Source organism: Rhizobium sp. SYY.PMSO (assembly GCF_046840415.1).
GTDB lineage: Bacteria > Pseudomonadota > Alphaproteobacteria > Rhizobiales > Rhizobiaceae > Rhizobium.
Map to the genome: position 1 here is coordinate 352,652 of NZ_CP177350.1, position 26,550 is coordinate 379,201.

A 26,550-nucleotide genomic window follows, 5' to 3' on the forward strand; every position below is an offset into this window, starting at 1 on the left:
CCTACGCCTCTTGCTTCTTGAGAAGGATCGAACCGAGGGCGATAAGCACCGGAACGGAAATCGCCAGCGCGATGATGGAGGCCGACAGTTCCTCGAAGCCGAGCGCTTTCGAGAACGTGCCCCTGGCAATCGTGGTGAAATACGTCGTCGGATAGATTTTAGAGATGAAAGCGCCAAACCCTTCCAGCGACGAAACAGGATCGACGAGACCTGAGAACTGCATTGCTGGAAGGATCGTCACAACGGAGGTTGCCAGAATGGCGGCGATCTGGCTCTTGACGAAGGCCGATACCACAAGGCCTATCGCCGTGGCGGCCATGACATAGAGCACGGCGGACAGCAGGAAAACGACGAAGCTTCCGGTGAATGGCACGTCGAAAACGAAAATCGCGAAGCCTGTCAGCAGCAGGAAGTTCACTATCGCGACGACGATATAGGGAAGTTGCTTGCCGAGAAGGAATTCAAGCCTGGTGACCGGCGTCACATAGAGGTTCGTGATGGAGCCGAGTTCCTTTTCCCGTACGACGCTCAGTGTCGACAGCATCGCGGGGATCATCAGGAGCAGCAACGGGATGACAGCCGGTGCCATGGTGACAAGGCTTTTGACGTCCGGATTGTAGCGATAGCGAAGCTCGATCGAATAACCGCCTTCCGTTGCCTTACCGCCCAACTGCTCGCGCGTCCGTGCCGTAAGCCACGTGGCGTGCATGCCCTGGACGTATCCGCTGACGGTCTCGGCGCGGCCGGGATTGGAGCCATCGAGCCAACCGCCGATCTGGACGTCCTTGCCGCGTAGAACGTCGCGACCAAATCCGGGCGGGATCTCCAGCGCGAGGTTCAGTTCGCCGTTGCGCATCCGACGATTCATGTCGTCATAGTCTGTGATCGGCGGCTTTTCTGCAAAATAGCGCGAGCCGGCGATCTCGAGGACGTAAGCGCGGCTGATGGTGGAATCGTCGCGATCGAGAACTGCGAAGGTGAGGTTCTCCACATCGGTGTTAATGCCGTAGCCCATCACGAACATCAGGATCAGGGTGCCAAGCACGGCCATTGTGGCGCGGATCGGATCACGCACGAGTTCGAGCGTTTCACGCCGCGCATAACTCAGCATGCGTCGGGGATCGAAAAAATGGCGGGCGGATGGAGGGGCCTTTGTGGTCAGGGGGGTACCCATTCCATCCGCCCCTTCAACCTGCCGGGGCGCGACAGGTCGACGGGCTTGATCCTTGGTCGCCTCTTCGAGATACGCGATGAAGGCCTCTTCGAGATTGGCGGCGGACTTGTTCCCGATGATGGCTTTCGGCGTATCGCTGACGAGCACCTTTCCGGCATGCATCAGCGAAATGCGATCGCAAAGTTCAGCCTCGTTCATGAAATGGGTTGAAACAAAGACGGTAACGCCGTCCTTCCGGGACAGGTCGGCGAGGATCTGCCAGAAAGCGTCGCGGGCCACCGGGTCGACACCGGAGGTCGGCTCATCGAGGATAAGGATGTCCGGCGCGTGGATCATCGCGACTGCCAGCGACAGGCGCTGGCGGATGCCGAGCGGGAGGGAATCTGGAAGAACATCGATCACGTCGTCGAGTTCGAATCGCTCCACCATTTCGATAACGCGGGAAGATATTTTCTCTTCATCCATTTTGAAAAGGCGCGCATGAAGCTGGAGGTTCTGCCAGACAGTCAGTTCGCCATAGAGCGAAAACGCCTGGCTCATGTAGCCGACGCGCCGGCGAACGGCCATGTCGTTCGGATCGACCTCCTGCCCGAACAGTTTCGCCGTGCCCTCACTCGCAGGCAGCAGCCCGGTGAGCATCTTCATGGTCGTGGTCTTGCCGCAGCCGTTCGAGCCGAGGAAGCCAAATATTTCGCCACGCGGAATCTGGAAGCTCACATTATCGACCGCGGTGAAATCACCGAAACGCATGGTCAGGTGCTCGGCCTTGACTGCAAAACCGTCGCTACCACGATCCTCGATCGGCGGGATATCAACCTTGTGATGATCTTTGCGGCTTTCCTCTGGAAGAAGCTCGATGAAGGCGGCGTCGAGGTTCTCAGTTCCGGTCCTGGTCAGAAGTTCCACGGGCGTCCCGGTCGCGAGGATTTTCCCCGCGTTCATTGCTACCAGCCAGTCGAAGCGTGCGGCTTCTTCCATGTAGGCGGTGGCGACGATCACGCTCATGCCCGGCCTGTCGGCGCGGATGCGGTCGATCAGCTCCCAGAACTGCCGCCGGGAAAGCGGATCGACGCCGGTCGTCGGCTCGTCGAGGATCAGAAGGTCGGGATCGTGGATGAGGGCGCAACAAAGGCCGAGCTTCTGCTTCATACCGCCGGAGAGCTTTCCGGCAGGCCGGTCGCGAAAGGGAGTAAGCCCGGTTGCCTGCAGCAGATCGGCGATGCGCACCTCACGCTCCCGTCCATCCTGACTGAACAGCCTTGCGAAAAAGTCGACATTCTCGAAGATCGACAGTGTCGGATAGAGGTTCTTGCCGAGTCCCTGCGGCATGTAGGCGATCTGCGGGCAAACGAGCCGGCGATGGCTGGAGGAGCGCATGTCTCCACCGAGGACTTGCAGGTTACCCTCCTGTATGGCGCGGGCGCCGGCGATCAGAGATAACAGGCTCGACTTGCCGACACCGTCAGGACCAATCAACCCGACCATGCGTCCTACCGGGATCGACAGGGAGATACCGTCCAGGGCGCGGGTCCTGCCGTAGACCAGTTCGAGCCGCTCGAAGGAAGCAACGGGGGCGTTGGGGCGCTTGTTCATCGCACGAGGTTCGCTTCAAGGAAGGCCGGCCATGATGTTGACGTATCGAGGCGAACATAGGCCATGCCCGGAAGGCCGGTCTTCACCTGCTCGATGTAACGCTGTAGTAGGTCGGCCGGGATACGCGCCCGCACCCTGAACATCAGCTTGAGCCGTTCCTCCTCCGTTTCGACCGTCTTCGGCGTGAACTGCGCCACGTCCGACACGAAAGAAACCGTCGCCGGAATGACGGCGTGCGGAGCGGCATCCATAACAAGGCGGACCTCCGCGCCAAGTGTGATACGTCCCGCCTGCTCTGTGGGCAGGAAGAAGGTCATGTAGACGTTGGACACATCGATCATGTTGACCACGCGGCCACCGCTGGACAGAACCTCGCCGGGCTGGGCGACCCGATACTGGATGCGTCCGTCTCTCGGTGAAACAAGGGTGCTATCGGCAATATCCGCCTCAAGGCTTTCGATGGCTGCGTGGGAGGCTTCCACGCTTGCCTCGGCGTCGATCACCTGCGCTTTCGCCGATCCGATCGCCGCATCAGAAGCGGCAAGTGATGCTTTCGCCGCGGCCACGGCCGCTTTTGCGCTTCGCTCAGCTGCACGATCGTCGTCAAGTGTCTGTTGGGAGATCGTGTTGCCACGGGCAAGTTGCTCGGATCGGGCAAGTTTACTCTGAGCACCCTCGAGTTCAGCCTGTCGCTGATCGACGGCGGCTTCGGCCGCCCCCCGCTCGGCTTCGCGCTGTGATACGAGGCTGTTGGCCGTTTCGATGGCGATCTGGGCCCGGCGAAGCTCGGCCTCTGCTTGGCGTTTCTTTGCCACGAGCTGCACCGTATCCATCTGCGCCAGGGGCTGGCCGGCTTTGACGAATTGCCCTTCGTCGACCATGATCTCTTTCAGGCGGCCCGCCGTCTTTGCCGAAATATCGATTTCGACGGCTTCGAGTCGGCCGTTGCCGCTTGCGATACCGGAAGGCAAGCCGGGGCGCGACGTGGCCTGCCATGCCAGATATCCAGCTACCACAGCAACAGCTATGACAGCCGTAATACGCCATTTCGATTTACCCAGTTTCATATCCTTGCCCCCGCCTGTGGCCGGGCATTGTCAATTCGCATTCCCCGCCGTAACAAGAAGATGCATCTTGAGAAGATTGCATTGCGTGATTTTTTATTGAGAAATGTTGTGAGCGTGAGGCCCCCCGCAACTGACAACGCGGAATGGACTCAGTAAAGGGAGGTGGGTGAAAGATGATCGATCAGGACGCTGACACCATCGCAGGCGACGACAATCTGAAGCGAAAAGATCAGCAGCGCCCTGCCGGCGCGATTGGGACCAAGCTTCTCAGTATCCGACATTGACTGCTGATATCGCAAGATCAGCATAAGCAGGTAGCATACGTTGAGAACGATTGTCTGATGGAGACCAGCGTTGAGCAGCCAGTATATCGCATTGCCGCCACCCCAGCCGAGCAATGAGAATAATTTGGGCAAATGCTTAGATGCACTCTCACCTCGCGAAAGACCTACCCGCGAGATTCCAGTCACTCTTCGGGACCCCAAGCTATTGATGATCGGGCAATCAGATCAGCTTAGAGAGATACTGTGTGTTCAGTTTCATTGCGGCAGATGATTTTTGATGAGCCCGGCTCTGCCGTTGTCGTTGGCGGCAGGGACCCTGCCTCTGACTGTCGCACAACATAACGCAACAAATCAGAACACTGCTTTGCACGGACTTCTCTAGAGTGGCCTTGTCCCAACCAGAGGCCATTCCATGTCTGTTCCAGCGTCCTCATCTCAGCTGTCCGTGCTGATTTTCCTTGAAAGCGATGAAGCCGCTGACCGTATTCGTTCAGCGCTTGCCCGTTATGGGCTGAATGCGAACGTCATAGCCGCAGGCCAATCGCCAAAATGCCATGAAGCGGCAGATTGGGGGCTCGTCGTCACCTACACGGCCATGATCGGTCATGTCAGATCGCTGCTGGATGTGCCGGTGGTCAATATCGAAACGTTCTTCTTCGAGAGGCCCGATCCGGCGGGTTCGGCTAGCAGAAGACAGTTCGACGGAGCCGCGTTCATCAGACGCATCTTTTCCATCCTTTCTGCGGAACGTCGGCTGGCATGACGCAGATAAATCTCGACGGTGCCTACTGTATCAGAAGTAACGGCGTGACACTTGATCCGACAAATGAGATGATCGGCCCTGTACAGGTCGGCGCGGCGGCATATGAAATGGCGGCATCAGAGCGTATGAGCGAACTACCTAATATTCTCATCGTCGAGGATGACGGTGACATTGCCGGCATGCTTGTCGAACTTGTCAAAAACAATGGCTACAATGCCTCGACGGTGGCGAACGGGGTCGATATGGACCGGGTTCTGTCACGCCAGAGGATCGATCTTATTGTGCTTGACGGCATGTTGCCAGGCGAGGATGGTTTCAGCATCTGCATGCGGCTTCGGGCATCACGGGCAATCCCGATCCTGATGTTGACCGCCCGACGTGAAGACATCGACCGGATTCTTGGTCTGGAGCTCGGGGCTGACGACTACGTCACGAAGCCATTCAATTCGCGGGAGCTGCTGGCGAGGATCAAGAGCATACTGCGTCGGTCTGCCCTATCGCAACAGCATATCGAGGAAGATGTACCGCTCGTCTTCGCAGGGTGGCGCATCGATCCCAAGAGTCGGCAACTGTTCGACGCCGATGGTGATGAAGTCTCCATGACCACGGCGGAATTCGATTTGCTCTGGGCATTTTGCTGCAATCCGAACAAGGTCTTGACCCGTGAACAGCTGCTCTCCATGACACATGCGGGATCCGCCGGACCAGTTGAACGCAGCATCGACGCCCATATTAGCCGGCTCCGTCAGAAGATCGAACCCAATCTGAAGGATCCGGTCTTCATCAAGACGGTCAGACTGGGCGGTTATCTATTCGCAGCAAGCGTGGAGCGCGCGCGATGAACCGTCTACGCAGGGCGTCGATCCGCACGCAGGTTCTGGTGCTGGCGCTCCTGTTGGTGGTTCTTGTCTCGGCTGTTGCGGCAACAACGGAGCCGTTTGTCTACGGTCGGCATGACAAAGGGGTCGAGATCGGCCTCATGGCCGGCCGCATCGAGCGTCTGGTCGACCAGTATCGGGCGGCACGCACTACCGCAGAGGAACGCGTGGCTTTGAGCCTTGCTCCGCATTATGGCTTCGCTGTCGAAGCGATCGGTGTCGACCAAATCCCTGTTGCCGACCGCGAAGAAGCCAGATCCGGCGATCTTGCCAAACGAGCTCGCGCGGCGCTTGAGACAGAGTTTGCAAACGAGCTTCGCCATCTATTCGATAAGAAATCGACCGTTACGCCGCTCGCTGTGCTGGTTGATGACCAGCGAGCGCTGCTGTTCCAGCTTCCCGTTTTCGCCCCTTCGCTGTGGTTCTATCCCGCCGTTGCGAGCGGTACTCTGAAAATCGTCATCCCCCTCATCGTGCTAGCCTATCTCAGCAGCTGGCTGATTATCCGACCGGTGGCCCGTTTTGCGGCAGCTGCCGAGCTCGCCAGCGCGGACGACAGGTTGGAACATCCATTCGTAGCCGAAGGGCCGTCCGAAATCCGAAGCCTCGCCGCATCTCTCAATGTGATGCGCTCGCGAATCCTGCAGATGGCTGAAAGTCGGACAAGAATGCTGAGCTCCATCAGCCATGATCTCAGAACGCCGTTGACGCGCCTGCGTATGCGGGTTGAGCGCTGTGAACCGCCAGAGCTTCAGCGCAAGATGCTGGACGATCTGACGGTGCTCGATTCGATGATCAACGAGAGCCTGGCGTTTCTGACTAACGCCTCACATAAGGTTCAATCTCGGAAAGTCGATCTTTCAAGTCTTTTGCAAACCATTGCTACGGATTTCTCCGAGACAGGCACAGATGTGAGATTTTCCGGCCCCCGGCGGCTAAAATATATCTGCAAGCCGGAATCGATGACCAGGGCGATTTCCAATCTGGTTGAAAATGCGTCTCGCTATGCGACCCAGGTCGATATCGAATTGGAGGATGCAGGCGATCGCGGGATTTGTGTCAGGGTGTGCGACAACGGCCCCGGCCTGTCAGACGAGCTAAAGGTCAAAGTTATGGAGCCCTTCTTCAAGGCTGACGCGGCGCGAACCAGCGGAACCGGCGGAGGGTTCGGTCTGGGCCTTCCAACGGCGGAAGGAATGATCAGAAAAGGCCATGGCGGAGCCATGACACTGCGGGACCGGAAACCGCATGGTCTGATCATCGATATCATTTTACCGGCTGTGCGGGATACGGGGATCGGTGCACTTTCCACCGCTTCCGCAAGAGCCGGAGGGCCATGTGAGATCTCTTCCGCGGACTGAGGGTCTCGCGAACATTTCTGAATATTATAGATTACAACACAACGCTGCTTCTCGATACGACAGTTCCAGCACATTCCCCGTTTTGCTGGAGCACGCTTTTGACGAGAAAAACATTCACCGTGGCAGTTTGTCTGACGACTTGTGCCGTCCTCGCGGCCTGCACGACCGCTGATCCGACCGTCTATGAGGGGCTTGCGTCGGCTGCGCATCTTCAACCAAACCCCCAAGACAAAGGTGGCCGGGTTCCGTACGAGTACAGAGGCAACGCCGACTGGCGACAATATAATAAGATCATTGTCGAGCCGGTCGTCGTTTACACTGGCCGGGACAATCAGTTCGTCAAGATGCAAGAAAAAGACAAGGCCGAGTTGGCCGGCTATATGCGCAGCGAGTTTGCCACCAAGCTGCGGACACGCTTCGCAGTGGTGGACATGCCAGGTTCGTCGACACTACGACTTCGCCTGACGCTGACGGGTGCGAAAACGACGACGCCCGTACTCGGGCCGTTCTCCCATCTTGACGTAGGCGGTGGAGTTTACAACTCCGTCCAGGCAGTTCGCGGTCGCGAAGGAAGTATGACCGGCTCCGTCAACTACGCCGTCGAAATCTTCGACGCCCAGAGCAACAAGCTTTTAAGGGCGTATGTTACAAAACAATATCCCAATGCCATGAATGTCGGCGCAACCTTCTCCTCCCTGCAGGCATCGAAGGTCGGCATTCAAAAAGGCGCCGATGCTCTGCTAGCAGAATTGCAATGACAAAGATTACGGGAGCTATCCGCTGATGGCCTGCGTGATCCGCAAACAATATACTGCAATGCGATCGAACAACATGCCCAGCTTTCGCCGACCTTTCGTCATTGCTGCATAACGTTCACAATCCGTTCGGTCTTAGCGTGTCTGCGGGGAACAGTTCTTGTTCCGACCTGCGCTGCGCCGAAGGAATATGGCCCTGCAAAGACGCTTTACAACCGCTGGAAGCGCTGGGGTGACAAGGGCGTTTTTATCCAGATGATGGAAGGCTTAGCTGTCCCTGAGGCCGCAGAGCGAAAGACGATCATGATCGACGCGACTTATCTCAAGGCTCACTGCACGGCTTCCAGCCTGCGGGTAAAAAAGGGCGCGCAGGCCGCCTGATCGGACGCACGAAAGGCGGCATGAACACCAAGCTTCATGTCGTAACGGATGCGAATGGTCGCCCGGTCAGCTTCTTCATAACGGCAGGACAGGTCAGCGATTACACCGACGCTGCCGCTTTGCTTGATGAACTCCCCAAGGCCAAATGGCTGTTGGCCGATCGTGGCTACGCCGCCGACTGGTTTCGTGACGCATTACAGGCGAAGGGGATCAACCCCTGCATTCCGGGCAGAAAATCCCGCAACAAGGCCGTTAAATACGACAAGCGCCGCTACAAACGGCGCAACCGGATCGAGATCATGTTCGGGCGTCTCAAGGACTGGCGGCGTGTTGCTACCCGTTACGACAGGTGCCCAATGGCCTTCTTCTCAGCCATCGCGCTCGCCGCAATCGTTGTCTTCTGGCTATGATCCTGAGCCTAATTCCCGGCGGTCCAAACTTTGGGCTCAGTGCACTGAAACCAAGACTCTCCAAAATCCCGGAGGAAAATTGGGTCTCAAGTCACCGACGTTGTTGGGCCATTTTCCACCCCGATGATATCGACGGCAGCACCAATGTGATGGCGCGCATCCTTACATGCTTCAACGTAGCTTATGACGGTCCGCCCATGCGGCGATGGCCTTGCCGATGATCTCCGGCTGATCTTCCGGGCAGATGTGGGCAGCCGGTCCGCATGCCTCTACCTCCAGGGCCGAGATGTTCTCCCGCGCCCAACCTGACATTTCCGGTCCGATCATGAGGGTTCCATCTGAATTGTCGAAGACCAGCAGCAATTTGGGGATTTCCGGCGAATTCGCCAACCAGGTGCCGTAGCCTTCGATGCGTCTCACCGTATCGCCGGGTTCGCCCTCTATCGGCATTTCTCTCGGCCAGGCCAGCAGGGGACGCCTGCTTTCTCGCGTGGGATAAGGCTGCCGGTAAATATCGTGATCCTCGGCGCTCAGGCCGGACCGAATGGTTACCTTGAGCGCTTGCTCGATAAAGAAGTTCTCATCAAGGACCTTGGCCTCGCCCATGCCAGCCGTGCGGATCAACTCGTATCGGTGCCGATGCTGGTCGGGAAAATCATTCCAAGTCATCGGACGCAGGATCGTCTCCATGAGGACTATGCCCCGGACACGTTCCGGATGGTGAGCTGCCCAGTCCATGGCGAGCGCGCCGCCCCAATCGTGGCCGATGAGGATCACTCGGTCGAGCGCCAACTTTTCAAACCAGGCGTCGAGATATTCGGCATGATCGGAGAAGCGGTAGGCGATCTCCGGCTTTCCGGAGTGACCCATGCCAATGAGGTCGGGAGCGAGGCTGCGGGCAGGTGAGCCGACATGCGGAATGACGTTTCGCCAGACATGGGACGACGTCGGATTGCCGTGTAGAAATACGAATGGGCTTCCGGTCCCGGTGTCGCGGTAGAAGATTGTGGAATTGAGAACTTGCAGCGAAGGCATGGCTTAATTCCCTGAGTTGGATTTAGTAAGGTACCTGTCTATCTAAACTAAATAGACAGGTACCTGTCAATATGTCTCCAGAGCCTATTCCTGCCCCATATTCGCTCGGCGTCCTGTTGCGGCTTGCTCACCAGCATTTTGCGTCGGCAGTCGATGAGGTGCTGCACCAATGCGGTTTCGGCGACATTCGCCCACATCACGCCAATGTCTTCAGCTTCGTGCCGAACGAAGGGATTCAGGTGTCTGAACTGACTGTGAAGGCGGGCGTGCGCAAGCAATCGATGGCGCAGGCCGTGGAGGAACTGGAGAAACTAGGCTATGTCGAGCGGCGGCGGCATCCAACCGACAAGCGAGCACGCCTGGTTTTCCTTACGGAACGTGGAAAGCAGATACGTCCGCTCGCGATGGCCACCGGCAAGCGCGTCGAAGAACAGTGGGCGCAGCTCCTCGGCGAAAGGGACCTGGAGGTTTTGCGTTCTGCTCTGCAGGTGCTGCTCGGCAAGCTGCAAGGTAAGGATGTGGGATCCCAGAGCCGATGACTGGAACTGAATGGCCTGAGGGATGCGCTTTCCCGCGCACCGAGATCTATCGGTGGGATGCCGACCTGTCGGTCAAGCACCTGACGGTGTTTGATCGGTTCAAGGTCGGCTGAGAAGGCGCAGGGATTGCTTCAATGCTTGGAATGCCTGACTTGCCGCTTCTTCACCTTTTGCCATAGCCCGTCATCGACGATCCTGAGGGAAGGAGCTTCCTGAATGACATGCAGTTCCGGTGCGTTGAACCGCGAAACCCGCCGGCACATTCCGCGTCAAATCTCTGTCGGGTGCGTCCGTCCAGTCGAGACTGGCGGTCTGAAGCCCGAGCAATCGCACGGCTCTCGACGAACGACGTTCAGCGACGTATGAGGATCGATGCTGCAACCAGCCAAGACGATCTCCATCAACGTCCAGGATACCGCATGAAAAAGCCACAACGAAACTTCGTTGTTGAACTCAAATCTCGCCGCCGACAGCAAGCCGCAACACCCAGATCGATATGGGGAAATCTTGATCTTAAAACTGTTACAGATTCCGTGGCGAAAGAGAAAACCCCATTTCCGGCATCTTCGCGAATATCGGCCGATATTTCTTGCAAATCTCCAAATGTCGAGGCCAATCCGTTATTGACACGATCCTCCAGGATGCCGGAAAGTAACGTGTCCCAACAGGAGAGAGCGATGGCCGACGAAACGACCGAAGGCGTCAATACCGAAAACTTGAACGCGGAAGCCGCTACGACCGTCACGGAACCGAAGAAGCAGCGCGCCGCGCGCAGTCCGAAACCCGCAACCATCGCTGCAGCTGCCGACGAAGCAGCGGCTGGCGAGCCGGCTACCGCCGCAGCCGGAAAGCCACGCAAGCAGCGCCGCCTGTCGAAGGGGAAGTCGGCGACTACTGAAGCGAAGCCGGCGAAAAAGGCTCCTACGCCCCGCGCCTCCGCTGCGCCGGCCGCTGCTGGTGTTGCGCCCGTGACCGCGGCGGACGAGATGGCAGATCTTCTCCAGCTGGAGGAGGAGAACCGGGCACTACGCAAGCAGCTTGCTGAGAAGCTGCGCGCCGAAAACGCGGACCTTCGCAAGCGCCTGGGCGTGAGCTGAAGGGCGTTTTGCATCGGGCAAAACCTTGGTTATCGAGCTCCGAAAACCGCTCTTGGCGCCAGCCTTGCTGACGCCGAGCGTTGGCATTTGAACGAGCGGCACAACAGAGAGGTTGAGCAAAATGGCGAGATCCCCATGGAATTTCCTTGCCAGGCTGGTTGGCCGAGATCGCAAGGCACAATCAGGGCCGACCGCCGAGGACGAGGCTAGCTCCGAACCTGAAGTCGCCGAAGCCGAGAGCGAGGAGGTTCAGCCCACGACTATCGTTGCTGAACCTGGCATCGCCAGCGCGGAGACGCCAGCGACATCGTCTGGAACGCGCGCGAAAGATGACAGCCGACCCAAGCTACCCAGAAAGCCCGCCAGAATACGAGTTGCGCGGAAGAAGCAGACGACGGCAACCGGTCTGTCGCCGAAAGCGTCCTTGTTGCCGGCGGACGCACACGATGAGTTTCTGATGCTGGACAAAGAAATCCAGGAATTGCGTCGCCAATTGAAAGCGAAACTGCAATCGCAAAACGCTCAACTCAGAAGGATGCTGGATCGCTTTACGAGGTGATGTTCCTGGCTGGGGCCGGCATTAACGTCGCAATTGGCTGGCCACCCAGGAGTAGCCGTCTTCAACCAACCGGACAGGTTTCCGTACCGTGCTTTTAAGACCCTCGGTCGACGGCAGGATTTTGCGAACCCGCTCGATTGCAAGGTCGGCGAGATTTTTCTCCTCCTCCGGTGTTACAGCAGGCGGTGTTTTATCCGCGTCCGCCGTTTGATCGGTTGGCAGCTGCTCGTTCTTGATCAGAGGTTTGACATAGATATCGGCAATGGTCTTGATCTCAGGCTTCTGGCAGACCGCGACGATAACCGGGTAGGGCTTGTCGCGGTAATCATTCAAACGACTTTCCGAGACATCGTTGCACGCCAGCACGGTCTCCCATCGCTGGTCTACGGTGGCGATGTAGCGGCAGTTTATCCCGCCGTCGTCGCACCCAAGAATTGTCATCACCACAACAGCGAGGCTCATGCCGGGCCACTCCAGCGCGTTGGTTCATACCGCGCAGCTTACCGCAGACCATGGCATCAGAAAGGCGACCTTGGATTCCGAGACCGCGCGAGATAACAAGCCACCAACGGCCTGGAGCCATAGCGGGGCGTTCAATCATCAAGATCGTTTCGGGTAACGCTCGCGAAGTCGTATAATCTGTTCGCGCGCTCAGATTTCTGCTCGGCTGCGAGGATGACGGCGTAGAATGCCGCCCTGGAAATTTCTTTCTTAGAGGCACCCGGATGCTTTTCCCGCACCGCGTGGATGAGATCCTTTGGCAACATACCTGGAGCGACGAGGTCGGTAACCGTGCGCGCTATCTCAGCGATATCGGATGAGGTGTCTTTCGTCATGGTCGATACCCTTTCACAAACGGAATATCGCATCGCCATGACAGGCAGATGTCTTCAAATCGGCGGTCACGGACTGAATTCGAGAAGGTACGGTCCCCCCGTTCTCGCAAGGTAAACGTGAGAAAATGGGTCCATTGCAGGTGTTTTACAAACTTAACGAACTTGACGAACTTGACGACCTCTCCCGCCGTCATCCGCGATCTCCGCGTAAGTCTCATCAATGTCGCCTGAGCGGTGAATCAGAATTCTACATGAACATCTCAGCTTGGCTGTCCGAGCTACGCTCATGTACTGAACAGGTGCCCCCGACATGTCGCCGCGTGGAGGCGCGTGCTTCCAACCCACAATAAGACTGCCAAGAAATGCAATGAATCATCGCCGACAGGACGATATCTCTAGACAGAAAAGAGGGCCACCGGAGTAATGGGGGCGGGGCGGGGCTATAGGAGGTACAGGGGGGGCCGACGGAGGGGCGTTGGCGGACCGGAGAGAGGATATTCCGCTTCCATCCGTCTCTCAGCACCCAACTCGTCCCCGCCACGAGGCCAATCCGCAATCCACCTCACCAGCCCAGTTGTCGCAGGCGGCATCCGGGCTCTTTCGTTTCAGGAGACCCTGATCATGAACACGATGATTTCCCAATCCCGGCCCGTATCCGCTGGCTACCGGGTCGATATTTCACGAGGCGAGCGCATCGGTCGCGTGTCGTCCGAATGGTCCTCTCGCCCTGATGACGAACGTTACCTGTCGCTCAGCGAGCTTCACCAGGCCGTCAGATCGCGAGCCGACCGCGCTCATGTCCGCACCGTTGAGAGTTCAGCGATCCGCGTCGAAGCCACCCGAGACAATGCCGAACGCCTTTCCCTTGTCGTGCCCGGCGAACGCCAGGCGCTGGCACCCACGCATTGGAGCTACGGGCAGCTTTGCAGCCTGGTCGGCGCGCCGGCAACCTATATGCGCCAGTTGCCTGCACCGCTCGCTGCGATCAATCTCCAGCACGGTCTCCTCAATCACCGTGCGGAATTGGTGAAAACGCTTGAGATGGACGATGGCCGCCTCGAACTACGGGCGGTGACCGGCCCTGAATACGGCAGGATCTGGGACCACGAACTCGTGTCGGCCGTCATGAAGATCGCCGGCAATGGAACCGGCGACACCATCTGGAAAGTACCGGGCCTCCTCGATTGGGCGAGCATGACCCACAATCCCTTTGTCGACATCTCGAAGGATACTACCACGCTCTACGCATCCGACAGGGACGTTTTCATATTTCTGGTCGACGATACCCACCCCATTGAAGCCGGTCGCCTGCCCAATGGCGAGCCCGATCTTTATTTTCGTGGGTTTTATTGCTGGAACAGTGAAGTTGGCAGCAAGACCCTTGGAATCGCAAGCTTTTACCTCCGCGCCGTTTGCGCTAATCGGAACATTTGGGGCTCGGAAAATTTCGAGGAAATCACCATCCGGCACTCCAAATTCGCGGCTGATCGTTTCGCTCACGAGGCAGCTCCGGCGCTAACGAGTTTCGCCAATTCCTCGCCCGCGCCCTTTATCGCCGGGATCCGTGCCGCGCGAGAACGCATTGTCGCCCGCAACGACGAGGATCGTAACACTTTGCTACGGCGCCGCGGCTTTTCGAAAGTGGAGACCGGCAAGATCATCGATACGGTTCTGTCCGAGGAACATCACCCGCCTGAGTCCATCTTTGACTTCGTGCAAGGGATCACGGCGCTCGCGCGCGACAAGGCCAACCAGGACGCCCGTCTCGAACTTGAAGGTAAGGCGAAGAAATTGCTCCAAAGCGTGGCCTGACGCTCGAAAGTCCTCAATCATTCCCATGCCGTCGCGCGGTTCAATTCTGCCGACGGCATTGCCCTTTCCGCAGAGGTGTCGATATGCTTGGCGATCCTCCCTATCGGAAGATTTTCCCGCCGTCTGCCTCCCTGACAAGAGGCGATGAAGGTGCTGAGGACGCTTATGTTTCGTCTCCGCGAGACGTGATGTTACCAAAGATTCCAATTGACCAGTCCGACCGGACTTTTTCATTTTCGCTAACTGCCGTGTATTGTTGTAGATTTGTCCAGCCTCAATTCGACCACCAGCGTTGGGGCAACCGGCAAGAGGGAGCGCGCGGTCTATTTTTCGCTGGCGGGTTTGAAATTCGGGAGAGAGGCTCCCGATACCCGTCATGGAGAACCCGCATGACCAATATCCTTCGCAAGTTTCTCTCGCTCTTTCTCAATGGGCGCCGCCATCCGAATTTCGTTTCCGTCGTCTCGGACATGGGGGCTTCGCCCCTTCGCATCATATGCTCGGGGGTCACCGAATATTCGGAGGACGATCCAGTTTTCGGCACATATTGCGTTGAGCACAGCTTGGTCATGGACGAGTGCGAAACGATCGAAGAGGTTATCGATATCGTTCAGGAGAGGATTGCCAGGAACGATCTCGGTTCCGATTCCGATGGCGCTCTGAGCTTCACGCCACGCCTGTTCACCGTTCTCGACGATGAACAGCGGCTGGCCCTTGTTGGTGATTTCAGCGGAGAGACTGTGCGATGGTGCCCTCCGGTCCATTCGGACGAGGAGGCAAGTGACGTTATCGCGGAAGTCGTGCGTTTGCGTGCTGTAGCCTCGTTTGAGGCGGGCTGGGACAATTTCAGCACAGCGGAAAACCTGCGCTTTCAAGCGAGTGTGCTTGCCGGCCGACTGGTCGATCCGTTTTGGCGGAACGCCGTTCGCGCAGCACTTCCGCTCGCGGCGTAAACCATCCCACGAAAGCATGCCCAAAACAATGCCCGGCCATCACGCCGGGCTTTTCTCGTCTTAGGAGGAGACCAATGGCTATCCCCGACTATGCCCGCACGAATTTCAACACGCTGCTGCGCGCCGCCGGCGACGGCAATCTCGCGCTCATGGGGTGCCTGGATGCCGTCACCGCGAGCGTCGCTATGTCGTCTGCGCCGTAGGCTGGGCAGATGACGGCGATATCGTTATGACGCCGTTCGGTCATCTCGCCGATGGCAATCCCTACGACGCCTATCTGCCGCCCAACCCCGACGATCCGGCTGGCTTCCACGAGAACTCCAAAGATGGAGGCGCATCATGATGACGATCGACGAGATCCTCGCCGACGATCGCAACAATCCGCCCGCTACGCATTCGCTTCCGTGGGAGGAGACGGCGCGGCGCCGTCACCGTCGTCGTGGAACCGAAGCCGCATTGGGCATCCGACATGAGGGCCTTTCGGCTCACGGAGCGGACCTACTGCTACTATGCCGATTGGACCGAGAATTGTCCCCCCGCGCGGTTCTATGGGCATATCGACACGTCTGGTGACGACGTGATGATGAAGGCGCAGGCCATGCTCACGCGCGAGGTCGCGGACGGCCTTTGGGACTGAGAGGAAGAGGATTTTGGGGCCGGGATGGTTCGGACGGGCGAAAAGAGAGCGCCGTCCGGGCCTGCCCTTTCTCGCTCTCTGGAGAACAGCCCCATGACCACGCAAGTCGCTACTTCTCATTTTGCAACCCTCGTTCCGGATCATCGCCGCGAGAAATTCCTGCCGACACTGTTCGGCCATCGGCTCTTCATCATTGCCGAGGCCGCTGTCTATACAATCATGGAGCGGCTCAGCCCCTACGACTATCGCGGCGGCTTCTGGAACTTCTACGAGCGAGACGGTCAGCCGCTGTTCCTCGCGCCGACGTCCAGGCCGCGTTACCGGATCGAGAGCGACTTGACTGAATTTCGTGGCGAGGTCTCGGCGGAGGCCGCAGGCATCATCGCCACGATGTTCACGCTTTCGCACCTCTCCTTCCAGTTCGAAGCCGGCCTCCTGGTGGAAGGCTTCCACCGCCTTCGCGACAATCTCGACGGCCATTCAGAGGCGTCCGAAATATTCCAGGCCATCGACTGAACCTCGCACGCGTTCCGCCCTTCGGTGGGGCGCTGTTTCATGGTGGCCAGCAACTGGGCTGCCATCCGCGCCGCGCGCCGCAGGCTCGCGCGGCCAGCCCGACGCGATCCGGCGAAGCGGAAGGCGCGAAAACGCTTCTGTCGCGAAATGCTTCGGCGCCATGCCGACGCGCAGCAGATCGTTCGTCCCTTCAACCTAACCCGGATCGCACGGGGCTTTTTCATATCTGAAAAGGCAGACCGATGACCAATCTCGAAATGCAGATTATCACCTATCCGGCGCTGCCGAGCGCCAACATCACACCGCTTGAACTGCTGGTTCTGTCCTGCGTTCTCGAATGCAGCCAAACGGAAGATGGCCTTGTCCTGCTCACGGACACGGGACCGGTGAACTCGATCCATCTGAGGAGACGTGAGCTGTTCGAAGCATTCCACGCGTCGACGCGCAACTGCGAGAGCACGCTACAGGTCTTCATCGCCAGTCGCGTTCTCGTCTATCTCCCGGACGGCGATCCCGACGCTGGTGAGGTTAGACTAGCGTATGCCGACCTCCGTTTGCGGGAAGAGATGTCATGCGGATAAGAACCCTGCATGTCGTCGGCATGGCCGAAACAAGGCATTGACCGTGGAACGGTCATCGCCATAGGCAGGAGAGCGGAGCTGCGGCAAACCGGTCGCCGAAGGGAACCACATCGGTGCTGTCATAGAAGATGACACCGAAGGCGAACTTCTCCCCGCAAGCTTCCGCAAGCGTCTTCAGTCCTCCAAAGTCGCTCGCCCTGACCGTGGCGCTCGCTTTTATTTCGATCCCCGCGATCATGCCGTCGTCTCGTTCAAGCACGATGTCCACCTCACGCATCTGTTGGTCCCGGAAATGGTAAGGGGCCAGCCGCAGATCCGAGCCCGTCATGAGCTTCAGGATTTCGGAAAACACAAAACTCTCCAGCAAAGCCCCGAAAACACCGCGATCCGCCTTCACCCTGTCAACGGTCAGTCCTCGGGTCGCAGCCAGCACGCCGGAATCGATGAAGTGCAGTTTCGGCGTCTTGGCGATCCGCTTCAGCGCATTGATGTACCAGGGCTGTACGGTGGCGATCAGGAAGACCTGTTCCAGGAGGCCGACATATCGTTGTCCGGTCTTGTGGCTGACGTTGATGCTCGATCCAAACCGCGAGTAGTTGACCAATTGCCCCGAATGCTCGGCAAGCAGCCGCACGAACTTCGGGAGCTCGGTCAGCTTCTCGACATCGGCGATGTCTCGCAGGTCGCGCGTCAGAACTGACGTCAGGTAGGATCTGGCCCAGTCCTGACGCCGCCGCTCGCTTTCTCTTGCGACCGCCTCCGGAAACCCGCCGAGCAACACGAGCTTCACGAGATCGTCACCGACGATCGCCTTTCGGTCACTCTGCAGCTTTCCATCGAACAGGCGTTCCAGAAAGGTCGACGCAGTGCCCTCGATCTCCGCCCGGGCGAGCGGCAACATATGGATCGTTTCCATGCGGCCCGCCAGGCTGTCGGCAACACGCGGCAAAGTGAGCACGTTGGCGGAGCCCGTCAGCAGAAAACGGCCGGGGCGATAGTCCTCGTCCACCGTCTTCTTGATCGCCAGCAGGAGGTCGGGCGCGCTGGATCTCATCGATGATGGCCCGGTCAAGACCGCGGATGAAGCCGACGGGATCGGACTGGGCGGCAGCGAGGACCGTCTGGTCATCCAGCGTGATGTAGCTGCGGCCTGCCTCGTCCATCTTCCGCACCAGCGTGGTCTTGCCCGATCGCCGCGGACCGACGATCAGGACCACGGGGGTATCCGACAGGGCTTCCTCTGCCCGGCGCTCCACGAACCGTTTGTACATGCTCATTCCGATTCTTCGAAAATTGGAACTATAGAGCATGATAATTGGAAGTTAGCAGACTGTTGATTGGAACCAGCCAATCCGCAATCCGGAAGCTGTACGAACCGTGCATTCAACCGCGTTCCGCCCGCAGCGGGCATTCGGGCATATCGGCCGGATATCGAAGAGGCAGAGGGGGGCGGGAAGGAGCGGCTGGACGAATTGCGCCTTGAGATGCGGCAACTCGAAGAGACGAACTGGGAGGAAGTCGACGAGTGCATTTTCGCGGCGGCATGGGAGACGGAGGTCGCCGGCGTACCGGAATTCTCGACCTCGACCTTCCATGTCGTCAACGGCCTCCTGCTGCCGCAGGATTATTGCCGCGTCTACCGGCTGCAGACCGACGAAGGGGAGCGCATCGTTGGCCGCCTGATCGTCCGCCGGCCTGACCCGGCTTTGCAACAACTTCGGTATCGACCGGTCGCAGGTGCTTAGCACCGAGCAGGCGTGGAAAGCGGTGCTCGACGGATCCTCGATCGTCGGCCTTGCCGGCAACATGACGTTGCGCCGCGTCCGGGTGATGAACGACTATCGCGTCGAACTGACCGGTTTCAGCGTCGGCATGCGCGATTGGCTGCGGTCCATCGGGCTTTTTTCCGAGATGATCGCCTGGAAGCTTCGTCTCTTCGTGCCAACCACGGAAGAAGGACCGGCGATTCTCAGCCGCCTGATACGGCGCCATCAGCTGATCGACGTCGTCAGCCGGTCGTGACGGAGGTTTTCCCATGCTATCCGCCTCCGAACTGGCGGCCCGTCTCGCACAGGATGCCGAGGCGGTCTGCCGCCATTACCTTTCCGCCGGCCGCCGGGTCGGCAACTACTGGATCGTTGGCGACGTCGCCAACAACAAGGGCAAGTCGCTCTATGTGCATCTGACCGGCGTTCGTGCCGGTCGCTGGACCGATGCGGCGACCGGGCAGTTCGGTGACCTGCTTGATCTCGTTCGCGAAACCTGCGGTCTTGTCGATTTCCGCGACATTGCCGACGAGGCCCGGCATTTCCTCAGTCTTCCCCAGCCCGATCCGATCCAACCCCACCCGGCGTCGTCCCGCAGGGGCGACGCCCCGGAAGATCGGCCGGCCGCGGAACGGGCGCGACGCCTGTTCCGTATGACGCAGCCTCTGGCCGGCACGCTCGCCGATGACTATCTACGCCAGCGCTGCATACGGCCCTGGGCTTCCACCCGAACTGCTATTACCGGGATATCGTGACCGGGCGAACGACCAGCTATCCGGCGCTGATCGCCGCGGTGACCGACCCGTTCGGCGCGATCACCGGCGTCCATCGTACCTGGCTCGATCCGGACGGCGACGGCAAGGCGAAAATCGAAGACCCGCGCAGGGCTCTTGGCGGGCTGCTGGGTAACGCCGTTCGCTTCCGCTTCCCGATCCATGACGGTGTGCCGGTCATGGTGGCTGGCGAAGGGCTCGAAAGCATGCTGTCGATTGCGCATGTGATGCCGAGCATGCCGATGGTCTCGGCGCTGACGGCCAATCACCTCGCCGCCTTTCGCTTCTCCGCCGGATGCCTGCGTCTCTATATCGCCGCCGACGCTGACGCGGCCGGCCGGCATGGGATCGAAGGCCTGAGCCGCCGCGCCCGCGCGCTCGGCATCCTGCCGCTCGTTCTCGCCCCGGAACTCGGCGACTTCAACGAGGATCTGCGCCAGCTTGGACCGGGCCGGCTCAGTGCGCATATCCGGGCGCAGCTTGCGTCTGAAGACGCGCTGGCCTTCCTGCCTGCGTGATCCGGTCGGCGGGGGTGGGCCTGCGGAGCCGCGCGCGGGCCGGAGAAGGAGGCGGTTCGCCGCTGTCCCCGCTGCGGTGCGGCGCGCGCCCGCGGGCCTGCTGAGAGGCGACCCTTACCATACGGCGGGCGGGCCTTCAGCGGGTCAGTCAGGTTTCTTCCCCTGACAGGCCGCGGGGCGGCCCGTCATTCCTCGCGATGGCCAAGAAACCTTCCTTCCGCCGCCCGGCGCTGCGCTGGGCCGCGACACGGGGCGCCGCGGTTCCGGTCCGTCGCCATATGGAAGGGATCGCCGTCAGGCCGCGGGAGGCGCGGCCCCAACCGAAGGAGACCACCATGAACCTTTCCCTTTCCCCCGACGGCGGTTTCGAGCCCCATCTCACCTCTTCTCCCACCGACCGGTTCATCTACGAAATGCAGCTCTACGGCCATCGCCCCTTGCAGGATGAACCCGATCCGCGTCCGCTGCCCGAGGAGCCGCAGGTCCAGTCGGCGCTGACCGCAATCTTCGACGCCATGTTCGAGATGCTCGGCGACACGCGGCTAGAACCCGATCTCGAAGACGTGCTCTGGTCGACGGTCAACCTCTTCCACCGCGCCGGGGAGCGCATCCAGCGCGAATTGCAGCGTAACGAGGATGCGCAGCGTGCCGGGCAAAGCGAGCAGGACGGCTCCGAGGTGAAGAGCGTCGAGCTCGAGCGCCACATCGCCGAAGGCATCACGCTCCTCGAACGTCGCAACGCCTTCGAGTTCATGCGCGACTTCGCCGCCGACTTGTTCGAGGCACAGACCGGATCGGCATGGCGCCCCCGAACCGGGTCGAAAGTCAACCACGCCAATATGACCGCGGCGATGATCGATAGCCGGGATTTCCTCGCCGCTCGCCGGCACGCCGAGACCTCGGTGATGATCCCCGCCGGCACGAAGATCGCCTTTGGCGGCGGTATGGACTGCAACGATCACGACCGGATCTGGGCTGTGCTCGACAAGGTGCACGCGAAACACCCCGACATGGTGTTGCTGCACGGCGGCTCGCCCAAGGGCGCAGAGCGCATCGCAGCGTGCTGGGCCGAAGCCCGCGGCGTCACGCAGGTGGCCTTCAAGCCGAACTGGAACCGGCACGCCAAGGCCGCTCCGTTCCGTCGCAACGATGAGATGCTCTCCGTGATGCCGACCGGCGTTATCATCTTTCCCGGCTCCGGCATTACCGACAACCTTCGCGACAAGGCCCGCCGCTTCGGCATCACCGTCTGGGAACTGAAAGGAGACGGCGCGTGACAGGCTGTGTCAAAACGCCATGCGGTTTCTCCGCATGGCGTTTTCTGCAAATAGGCCGATGGCTTTGACTTGATCTTTTCTGATCCGCTTGTTCATTTACAGCATGTTCAAAGCCATCAACGCCGTGCAAATTCATGTATCGCTCGATAAGATCGAGCCGGAGATCTGGCGTCGGCTGGTTTTGCCGGCGAGTTGGAATCTCGATGAACTGCACCTTGCCATCCAGGCGGCTTTCAATTGGTGGAATTACCACCTTCACGAGTTCCGGATCGGTGGATTGCGCTATGGCGATGTGGAATTACTGACCGAGGATGCCTTTGATGGTGATCCTCGTGTATTCAACTCCCGAGACGTCCATCTTCGCGACTTCGAGGAGGGGGCCACTTTCAGTTATCTCTACGACTTCGGCGATAGCTGGCGCCACACGATCGTAGTCGAGGAATTCGGGGCCTTCGATGTTACACCCAAACACGGGAGTTGCATCGATGGGGCGCGTGCCAGGCCGCCCGAAGATGTCGGCGGCGTGCCCGGATACGAGCGTTTCCTGGAAATCATGTCAGATAAGGCAGACCCCGAACATGCCGAAACCAAACGGTGGTGTGGTGGGCATTTCGACCCTGAATGGTTCGATCTCGCTGTGACAGACAAGGATGTGCGCAACGCCCTGCGACCGAGCGTGAAGCGTCGATTGCATCAGCCAAAGCCAAGTCAGAAGCGTGACTGAGCGACAACGGTAAAAATCATGCCGCAAGGCGGTGAGATGCAGATTAATTGGCCGCTATCCTTCAGATTCTGCTATGGTTTCCATCTGAAGCGGTGGGATGGGCATGGCATATATCGCAGGAATTAATCGGTATCAGGCATCGTTACTGCCAGCGATGGTCGATGATTATGTTGAGGCGGATTCTCTAGTGCGGGTCATCGACGCATTTGTTGAGAACCTTGATGTTTCCGCATTGGGCTTCCAACGGTCAACACCTGCGCCGACAGGTCGACCAGGCTACGATCTGTGCGATCTGCTCAAACTCTATCTCTATACGTATCTGAACGAGATTCGCTCCTCCCGCCGTATCGAGCGTGAATGCAGGCGAAACGTCGAAGTCATGTGGCTGGTAGGTAAGTTGGTTCCCGACCACAAGACGATTGCCGACTTTCGCCGCGTCAATGGCGATGGGATCGTCGGAACTTGCCGTGCCTTCGTCATATTCTGCCATGCGCAAGGGCTTTTTACAGCTCGCCTTGTCGCGATCGACGGTTCGAAGATACGTGCGGCGGCAAGTCCGTTGCGTGTGCTCGACAAGGCGCGCATCGGCGAAGAGCAAGAGAAACTCGACAAGCAGATCTCTGATTATCTCGACCGTCTTGACGGCGAAGATAGCAGGGAAATCACCGATGCTGGAAACGCCGTCGAAAATGCTCTGCATGTTTTGAAGGAGCGACATGCTGAGCTGGAGCGGTTGTCGAAACGACTGGATCAGGACGACCGTCGCCTTGTGGTGCAGGGTGAGCCGGAGGCGAGCCCAATGGGCTTCGGTCGGGGCGGCAAACCTCCGTCATACAATGTGCAGATCGCGGTGGATGCCGATACGGGGATCGTGTTGCATCACGCGGTTACCGATGAGGTCAATGATCAGCGGATGCTACATCCCATGGCGAAAGCCGCAAAGGATTTGCTGGAGTTGGAAGAACTGACTGTAGTCGCCGATACCGGATACTCAAACGGCAACGCGGCGGCCCCTGCGAGGATGACGGAATCATTGCTTGCGTTCCGGTGAAGCGTTCCGTCAATAATCGAGGTGACGGCAATCAGTTCGATCGCTCCAGCTTTATTTATGACGCAGCGCGCGATCAATTTACCTGCCCTGCGGGTCGAATCCTGAACCGAAAGGGCCCCCTGAACCGCAGCGGCTATACTTATGTCTCTCAGGATTGCACGGATTGTGGGCTGAAACCGAAATGCACGCAGTCTGAACGGCGCTGGGTTAGCAGACACCAGCATGAAGATGCTCTTGAGCGGATGGCGGAGCGCGTTGCTGCAAGTCCTGACCTGATGCGTTTACGCAGATGTGCCGCTGAGCATCCGTTCGGAACGATAATGCGAATGATGACGGGGCGGTTTCTGACCAGAGGCATCAAGGGGACGAGCACCGAAATGGCTCTGTCGGTGATCGCGTTCAACCTGATGCGTTGCCTTAATCTGAAAGCGCGACCGGTGTGAACCGAACGCGCCTTCACGCTCGCGCCTCAGATCAGAATTACAGACGTTTTGACACAGCCTGGGAAGCGCCGTTTTCCTCATGCGGGTCGAACTCAAGCCTTGCATTTCAGAGGAATTGTGTACACATTTCCTCTGAAATGGAGCGACGCAATGGCCGAACCTCGACACAACACATCTTCTCCCCGCCGCGTCGGCGTGCGGGAATTTCGCGGTAACCTGACATCCTTCCTGCGCCAAGTCGAGGAAGGGCAACGGTTTGTCCTGACGTCTCATCACAAGGTCGTTGCGGAGATCGGACCGCCGTCCTCCGAGGTCGCAGTCCGCAAGCCCGGCGCATTGCGCGGCAAGATTAAGCTTGCTGATGATTTCGATGCTCTTCCTGCGGACGTCCTGAAGGCGATGGAAAACGAGGCGTGAGGCTTCTGCTCGATACCCACACGCTGCTGTGGTGGCTGAATGACGATGAGAAGCTGGGAGACCGTGCACGCGGCCTGATCGGCGATTCCGCGAACGAGGTTCTCGTCAGCGCAGTTTCCCTATGGGAGATCACCGTAAAGCTACGTATCAGTAAGCTCGATGCAGATATTGCCGAAATCCTCGACATCCTCCCCGATCAGGGGTTCCAGCGTCTCGACATCGCCGATGCCCATCTGGTAGCGCTGGCCGCACTGCCGATTCACCATCGCGATCCGTTTGACCACCTCCTGATGGCGCAGGCGATCGCTGAGGATGCGCATTTCGTTTCCGAGGATCAGAACGTGCCGTTGTACGATGTGCCGTACTTGACCTGCTCGGATCCTACGGCCTGACCGACCCACGGCCGGCGTTGCCGTTCAGCCGAGCGATCGGCCCAGGGGAAGGCGCTTTCAGGGTTTCGGGCGAGGACGGCCCATGAGTGCTTCATATTCCCGATCGGTCAATCGCTCGACCGTGAGCAACTGCGCAGGTATGTCCATCCGCTCGTGCAGGACGGCGGCAATAACGAAGGTTGTCTCGTCCACGGCGATATAGGCGGCGTAATGGTGCTCGATCTTGTGGAGCCGGAACAGCGACGAACCGACGCGCTCGTCTTTCCTGTTGCGGACGCGCGCATAGACCTCGGGAATCTCCTCGAAGCCTTGCCGGAGTCGGCGGCCATAGGCTTTTGCCTGTTGCGGCGACCATTTCCGTGCCGTTTCCCGCACCGCCAGACGGTAGTTCTCCATCGCTGTCGGCAGGATCAGGATGCGAGGAGTCACTTTCACAGTTCTTTATCGAGTTCCGCGTCGATTTCATCCAGCGCGGAGAGGGGAAGTATGTCCCCGCGCCGGAATTCCTGCTCGGCCCGCAGCAGGGAGCGAACCGCATAGAGCCGGTCCTCTTCGCGCGCCATGTCCTCGCGGATCAGCGCGCGCACATATTCGCTCGGCGTCGTGTACTGGTTCTTCCCGTTCGCGCGCCTATCGACGAAGGCGCGCATTTCATCGGGCAAACTCACATGCAGACTGCTGGTCATGGCCGCGCCCTCCTGGTTGGTTCAATTGCCTCGAATTCTCACGGATCGAAGGCCCAATGTCAATATTTGACATTGGGCCTAGCAGGAAATGACAGGAGACCCCGTCGTACAGGGGCGGTCGGCGCAGTTGTCCCCAGCCGATTTCTTCACATCCCGGAGCGGCCGCACGCCGGCCCGACGCAGCCGGAGGATAGGCCGCTCTCCAGCCGGCTGCGCCGGCCTGTTCACACACGCCGGTCAGGTCGTTCAGAGAGGAGAGGTGGGCCGGGAGAGGAGTAGGGCTGTTGGTAGAAAAAGGAGAGCGATCATGGCGATGATATTCGTAGGCGGATCACGCGACATATTCGAACTGCCGGAGCCGGCGATAGCGCGCATAGGTGCGATGATCGCCGCAGAGCACGGCGTGCTGGTCGGCGATGCGCCCGGCGCTGACGCGGAGGCGCAGAGCCTGCTCGCCGGCTACGGCTATGAGCATGTCGGTGTCTTCCACGCCGGCAGCGAGCCGCGCAATAATCTCGGCGACTGGGCAGCCTATCACTGGCCCGTGCCAGGCGGCGCGCAGGGCTACGCCTTTCATGCCGAAAAGGACCGGGAGATGGCCCGGCGCGCCGATTACGGCCTGATGATCTGGGATGGCGTCTCGCCGGGCACATGCCTCAACATGCTGCGTCTCGCAGCCGTCGGCGCGCCCTGCGTCGTCTACGACACGATGCGCAGTATGAATCTCACGCTCCGCAGCCTTCCCGACTGGCACGAGATGCTGCGCAGTGCTGGCCGGGACGTCCTGCGGCAGGTCGATGCCCGCATGACCGAGGACGAACGCATCCTCGCCAACGGGTGATCGGCCGTCGGTCCGGTGGGCTTTGTGTTTGGCCGCGACCGGCGGCCAAATTGCGCGCGAGAGCCTGTCACGATGATCGTCACGGCATTCCGCCGCCCGCGCGGAAGCCGGCCCTCGCGGGCCCAGTCCGCTCGGACACGCCGGTGTCGTGCGCAGAAATCGTCTTCTTGCCGTCTTCGCCGCCCGGCGCGGAGAGCCAGGACCAACGTCGAAGATCACGTTGATCTCGAAGCCTCCATCCGGGACGCGGCGTACCGGGCCCACCGCACAGCTCAACCCAGTCCCAGCCCGCGCCGGCGAACGTCGGGGCGCTTGCGAAGACGGCGGCAGCCCGGAGCACCCTCGCGGGGTGGTCGTGCGGGAAGGGCGGCGAGGGCAATGGCGGGCGAACCGATTGGCAAAGGCGCATCCACGAGCAGGTCTGGGCGCTG

Annotated in this window: 26 protein-coding genes and 6 pseudogenes; 23 read left to right on the top strand and 9 right to left on the bottom strand. The window is 59.4% G+C overall.

Features of this window, described 5'->3' with window-relative positions; all coding sequences use genetic code 11:
- Position 1: 1 nt before the first annotated feature.
- From rbbA to ACJJVH_RS19965, 3 genes are all read right to left on the bottom strand, one after another.
- Positions 2-2,767, bottom strand: a complete 2,766-nt coding sequence (rbbA, locus tag ACJJVH_RS19955; RefSeq protein ID WP_412065896.1) for a ribosome-associated ATPase/putative transporter RbbA — start codon at positions 2,765-2,767, stop codon at positions 2-4.
- Positions 2,764-3,834 (bottom strand): HlyD family secretion protein, encoded by a 1,071-nt coding sequence (locus tag ACJJVH_RS19960; RefSeq protein WP_412065897.1) that lies wholly within the window; start codon positions 3,832-3,834, stop codon positions 2,764-2,766. Before ACJJVH_RS19960 ends, rbbA begins: the two co-directional genes overlap by 4 nt.
- A 149-nt stretch (positions 3,835-3,983) precedes the next feature.
- The gene (locus tag ACJJVH_RS19965) at positions 3,984-4,115 is read right to left on the bottom strand and encodes a hypothetical protein (protein ID WP_412065898.1); all 132 of its coding nucleotides are present in this window, start codon (positions 4,113-4,115) and stop codon (positions 3,984-3,986) included.
- Positions 4,116-4,530: 415 nt separating this feature from the next.
- On the opposite strand from ACJJVH_RS19965, the gene ACJJVH_RS19970 reads away from it, so the two are divergent.
- The 5 genes and pseudogenes from ACJJVH_RS19970 to ACJJVH_RS19990 form a co-directional block, all read left to right on the top strand.
- Positions 4,531-4,881 (top strand): hypothetical protein, encoded by a 351-nt coding sequence (locus ACJJVH_RS19970; RefSeq protein ID WP_412065899.1) that lies wholly within the window; start codon positions 4,531-4,533, stop codon positions 4,879-4,881.
- 107 nt (positions 4,882-4,988) lie between these two features.
- Complete coding sequence (locus ACJJVH_RS19975; protein WP_412066240.1) at positions 4,989-5,723, top strand: response regulator; 735 nt, start codon at positions 4,989-4,991, stop codon at positions 5,721-5,723.
- Complete coding sequence (locus tag ACJJVH_RS19980) at positions 5,720-7,120, top strand: sensor histidine kinase (protein WP_412065900.1); 1,401 nt, start codon at positions 5,720-5,722, stop codon at positions 7,118-7,120. The genes ACJJVH_RS19975 and ACJJVH_RS19980 overlap by 4 nt, the downstream gene beginning before the upstream one ends.
- A gap of 98 nt (positions 7,121-7,218) precedes the next feature.
- Positions 7,219-7,878: a DUF3313 domain-containing protein gene (locus ACJJVH_RS19985; RefSeq protein WP_412065901.1), complete on the top strand. Its 660-nt coding sequence runs from the start codon at positions 7,219-7,221 to the stop codon at positions 7,876-7,878.
- A gap of 168 nt (positions 7,879-8,046) precedes the next feature.
- A pseudogene (locus ACJJVH_RS19990) lies at positions 8,047-8,666 on the top strand (IS5 family transposase); the annotation flags it as partial.
- Between the two features lie 171 nt (positions 8,667-8,837).
- Here ACJJVH_RS19990 and ACJJVH_RS19995 read toward each other — a convergent pair.
- Positions 8,838-9,701, bottom strand: coding sequence for a haloalkane dehalogenase (locus tag ACJJVH_RS19995; protein ID WP_113452327.1), 864 nt, complete (start codon positions 9,699-9,701; stop codon positions 8,838-8,840).
- 71 nt (positions 9,702-9,772) lie between these two features.
- Here ACJJVH_RS19995 and ACJJVH_RS20000 point away from each other — a divergent pair, with 71 nt between their 5' ends.
- The 3 genes from ACJJVH_RS20000 (at position 9,773) to ACJJVH_RS20010 (ending at position 11,896) form a co-directional block, all read left to right on the top strand.
- The gene (locus ACJJVH_RS20000; RefSeq protein WP_412065902.1) at positions 9,773-10,240 is read left to right on the top strand and encodes a MarR family winged helix-turn-helix transcriptional regulator; all 468 of its coding nucleotides are present in this window, start codon (positions 9,773-9,775) and stop codon (positions 10,238-10,240) included.
- Between the two features lie 419 nt (positions 10,241-10,659).
- The gene (locus ACJJVH_RS20005; protein WP_412065903.1) at positions 10,660-11,337 is read left to right on the top strand and encodes a transcriptional regulator; all 678 of its coding nucleotides are present in this window, start codon (positions 10,660-10,662) and stop codon (positions 11,335-11,337) included.
- Between the two features lie 121 nt (positions 11,338-11,458).
- Positions 11,459-11,896, top strand: a complete 438-nt coding sequence (locus tag ACJJVH_RS20010; protein ID WP_113401151.1) for a hypothetical protein — start codon at positions 11,459-11,461, stop codon at positions 11,894-11,896.
- 21 nt (positions 11,897-11,917) lie between these two features.
- Here the strand turns inward: ACJJVH_RS20010 and ACJJVH_RS20015 are convergent, their stop codons facing one another.
- Both ACJJVH_RS20015 and ACJJVH_RS20020 read right to left on the bottom strand, forming a co-directional pair.
- Positions 11,918-12,358 (bottom strand): hypothetical protein, encoded by a 441-nt coding sequence (locus ACJJVH_RS20015; RefSeq protein ID WP_412065904.1) that lies wholly within the window; start codon positions 12,356-12,358, stop codon positions 11,918-11,920.
- Positions 12,359-12,489: 131 nt separating this feature from the next.
- A complete protein-coding gene (locus ACJJVH_RS20020) occupies positions 12,490-12,732 on the bottom strand; it encodes a hypothetical protein (RefSeq protein WP_412065905.1) in 243 nt (80 codons plus the stop codon).
- 621 nt (positions 12,733-13,353) lie between these two features.
- Here ACJJVH_RS20020 and ACJJVH_RS20025 point away from each other — a divergent pair.
- The 6 genes and pseudogenes from ACJJVH_RS20025 (at position 13,354) to ACJJVH_RS20050 (ending at position 17,231) form a co-directional block, all read left to right on the top strand.
- Entirely contained in the window at positions 13,354-14,544 is a 1,191-nt protein-coding gene (locus ACJJVH_RS20025; protein WP_412065906.1) for a DUF932 domain-containing protein, read from the top strand.
- A 389-nt stretch (positions 14,545-14,933) separates the two neighbouring features.
- Entirely contained in the window at positions 14,934-15,497 is a 564-nt protein-coding gene (locus tag ACJJVH_RS20030) for a hypothetical protein (RefSeq protein WP_412065907.1), read from the top strand.
- A gap of 74 nt (positions 15,498-15,571) precedes the next feature.
- Positions 15,572-15,840 (top strand): annotated as a pseudogene (locus tag ACJJVH_RS20035) (DUF6117 family protein).
- A pseudogene (locus tag ACJJVH_RS20040) lies at positions 15,837-16,134 on the top strand (hypothetical protein). Before ACJJVH_RS20035 ends, ACJJVH_RS20040 begins: the two co-directional pseudogenes overlap by 4 nt.
- Before the next feature lie 93 nt (positions 16,135-16,227).
- The gene (locus tag ACJJVH_RS20045) at positions 16,228-16,650 is read left to right on the top strand and encodes an antirestriction protein (protein WP_412065908.1); all 423 of its coding nucleotides are present in this window, start codon (positions 16,228-16,230) and stop codon (positions 16,648-16,650) included.
- Positions 16,651-16,892: 242 nt separating this feature from the next.
- Complete coding sequence (locus ACJJVH_RS20050) at positions 16,893-17,231, top strand: hypothetical protein (RefSeq protein WP_412065909.1); 339 nt, start codon at positions 16,893-16,895, stop codon at positions 17,229-17,231.
- A 52-nt stretch (positions 17,232-17,283) separates the two neighbouring features.
- Here the strand turns inward: ACJJVH_RS20050 and ACJJVH_RS20055 are convergent.
- Positions 17,284-18,502, bottom strand: a pseudogene (locus ACJJVH_RS20055) (ATP-binding protein).
- 192 nt (positions 18,503-18,694) lie between these two features.
- Between ACJJVH_RS20055 and ACJJVH_RS20060 the strand changes: the two are divergent.
- The 8 genes and pseudogenes from ACJJVH_RS20060 to ACJJVH_RS20095 all read left to right on the top strand — a co-directional run.
- Positions 18,695-19,253: pseudogene (locus tag ACJJVH_RS20060) on the top strand (methylase); the annotation flags it as partial.
- A gap of 13 nt (positions 19,254-19,266) precedes the next feature.
- Positions 19,267-20,288: pseudogene (locus ACJJVH_RS20065) on the top strand (toprim domain-containing protein).
- 335 nt (positions 20,289-20,623) lie between these two features.
- Positions 20,624-21,565, top strand: coding sequence for a DUF2493 domain-containing protein (locus ACJJVH_RS20070; protein ID WP_412065910.1), 942 nt, complete (start codon positions 20,624-20,626; stop codon positions 21,563-21,565).
- A 103-nt stretch (positions 21,566-21,668) separates the two neighbouring features.
- The gene (locus tag ACJJVH_RS20075; RefSeq protein WP_412065911.1) at positions 21,669-22,289 is read left to right on the top strand and encodes a plasmid pRiA4b ORF-3 family protein; all 621 of its coding nucleotides are present in this window, start codon (positions 21,669-21,671) and stop codon (positions 22,287-22,289) included.
- Between the two features lie 103 nt (positions 22,290-22,392).
- Complete coding sequence (locus ACJJVH_RS20080; protein WP_412065912.1) at positions 22,393-23,340, top strand: transposase; 948 nt, start codon at positions 22,393-22,395, stop codon at positions 23,338-23,340.
- Entirely contained in the window at positions 23,337-23,783 is a 447-nt protein-coding gene (locus ACJJVH_RS20085; protein ID WP_412065913.1) for a transposase, read from the top strand. Before ACJJVH_RS20080 ends, ACJJVH_RS20085 begins: the two co-directional genes overlap by 4 nt.
- 150 nt (positions 23,784-23,933) lie before the next feature.
- Entirely contained in the window at positions 23,934-24,200 is a 267-nt protein-coding gene (locus tag ACJJVH_RS20090) for a type II toxin-antitoxin system Phd/YefM family antitoxin (RefSeq protein ID WP_412065914.1), read from the top strand.
- Positions 24,197-24,592 (top strand): type II toxin-antitoxin system VapC family toxin, encoded by a 396-nt coding sequence (locus ACJJVH_RS20095; RefSeq protein WP_412065915.1) that lies wholly within the window; start codon positions 24,197-24,199, stop codon positions 24,590-24,592. Before ACJJVH_RS20090 ends, ACJJVH_RS20095 begins: the two co-directional genes overlap by 4 nt.
- 57 nt (positions 24,593-24,649) lie before the next feature.
- Here ACJJVH_RS20095 and ACJJVH_RS20100 read toward each other — a convergent pair whose 3' ends face one another.
- Both ACJJVH_RS20100 and ACJJVH_RS20105 read right to left on the bottom strand, forming a co-directional pair.
- Entirely contained in the window at positions 24,650-25,021 is a 372-nt protein-coding gene (locus ACJJVH_RS20100; RefSeq protein ID WP_412066241.1) for a type II toxin-antitoxin system RelE/ParE family toxin, read from the bottom strand.
- 2 nt (positions 25,022-25,023) lie between these two features.
- On the bottom strand, positions 25,024-25,278 hold the full coding sequence (locus tag ACJJVH_RS20105) for a CopG family transcriptional regulator (protein WP_112804196.1): 255 nt from the start codon (positions 25,276-25,278) through the stop codon (positions 25,024-25,026).
- Between the two features lie 307 nt (positions 25,279-25,585).
- Here ACJJVH_RS20105 and ACJJVH_RS20110 point away from each other — a divergent pair, with 307 nt between their 5' ends.
- Positions 25,586-26,119 carry a hypothetical protein gene (locus ACJJVH_RS20110; protein ID WP_113503700.1) on the top strand — a complete coding sequence of 178 codons (534 nt, stop codon included), beginning with the start codon at positions 25,586-25,588 and terminating at the stop codon, positions 26,117-26,119.
- The last annotated feature ends 431 nt before the right edge of the window (positions 26,120-26,550 follow it).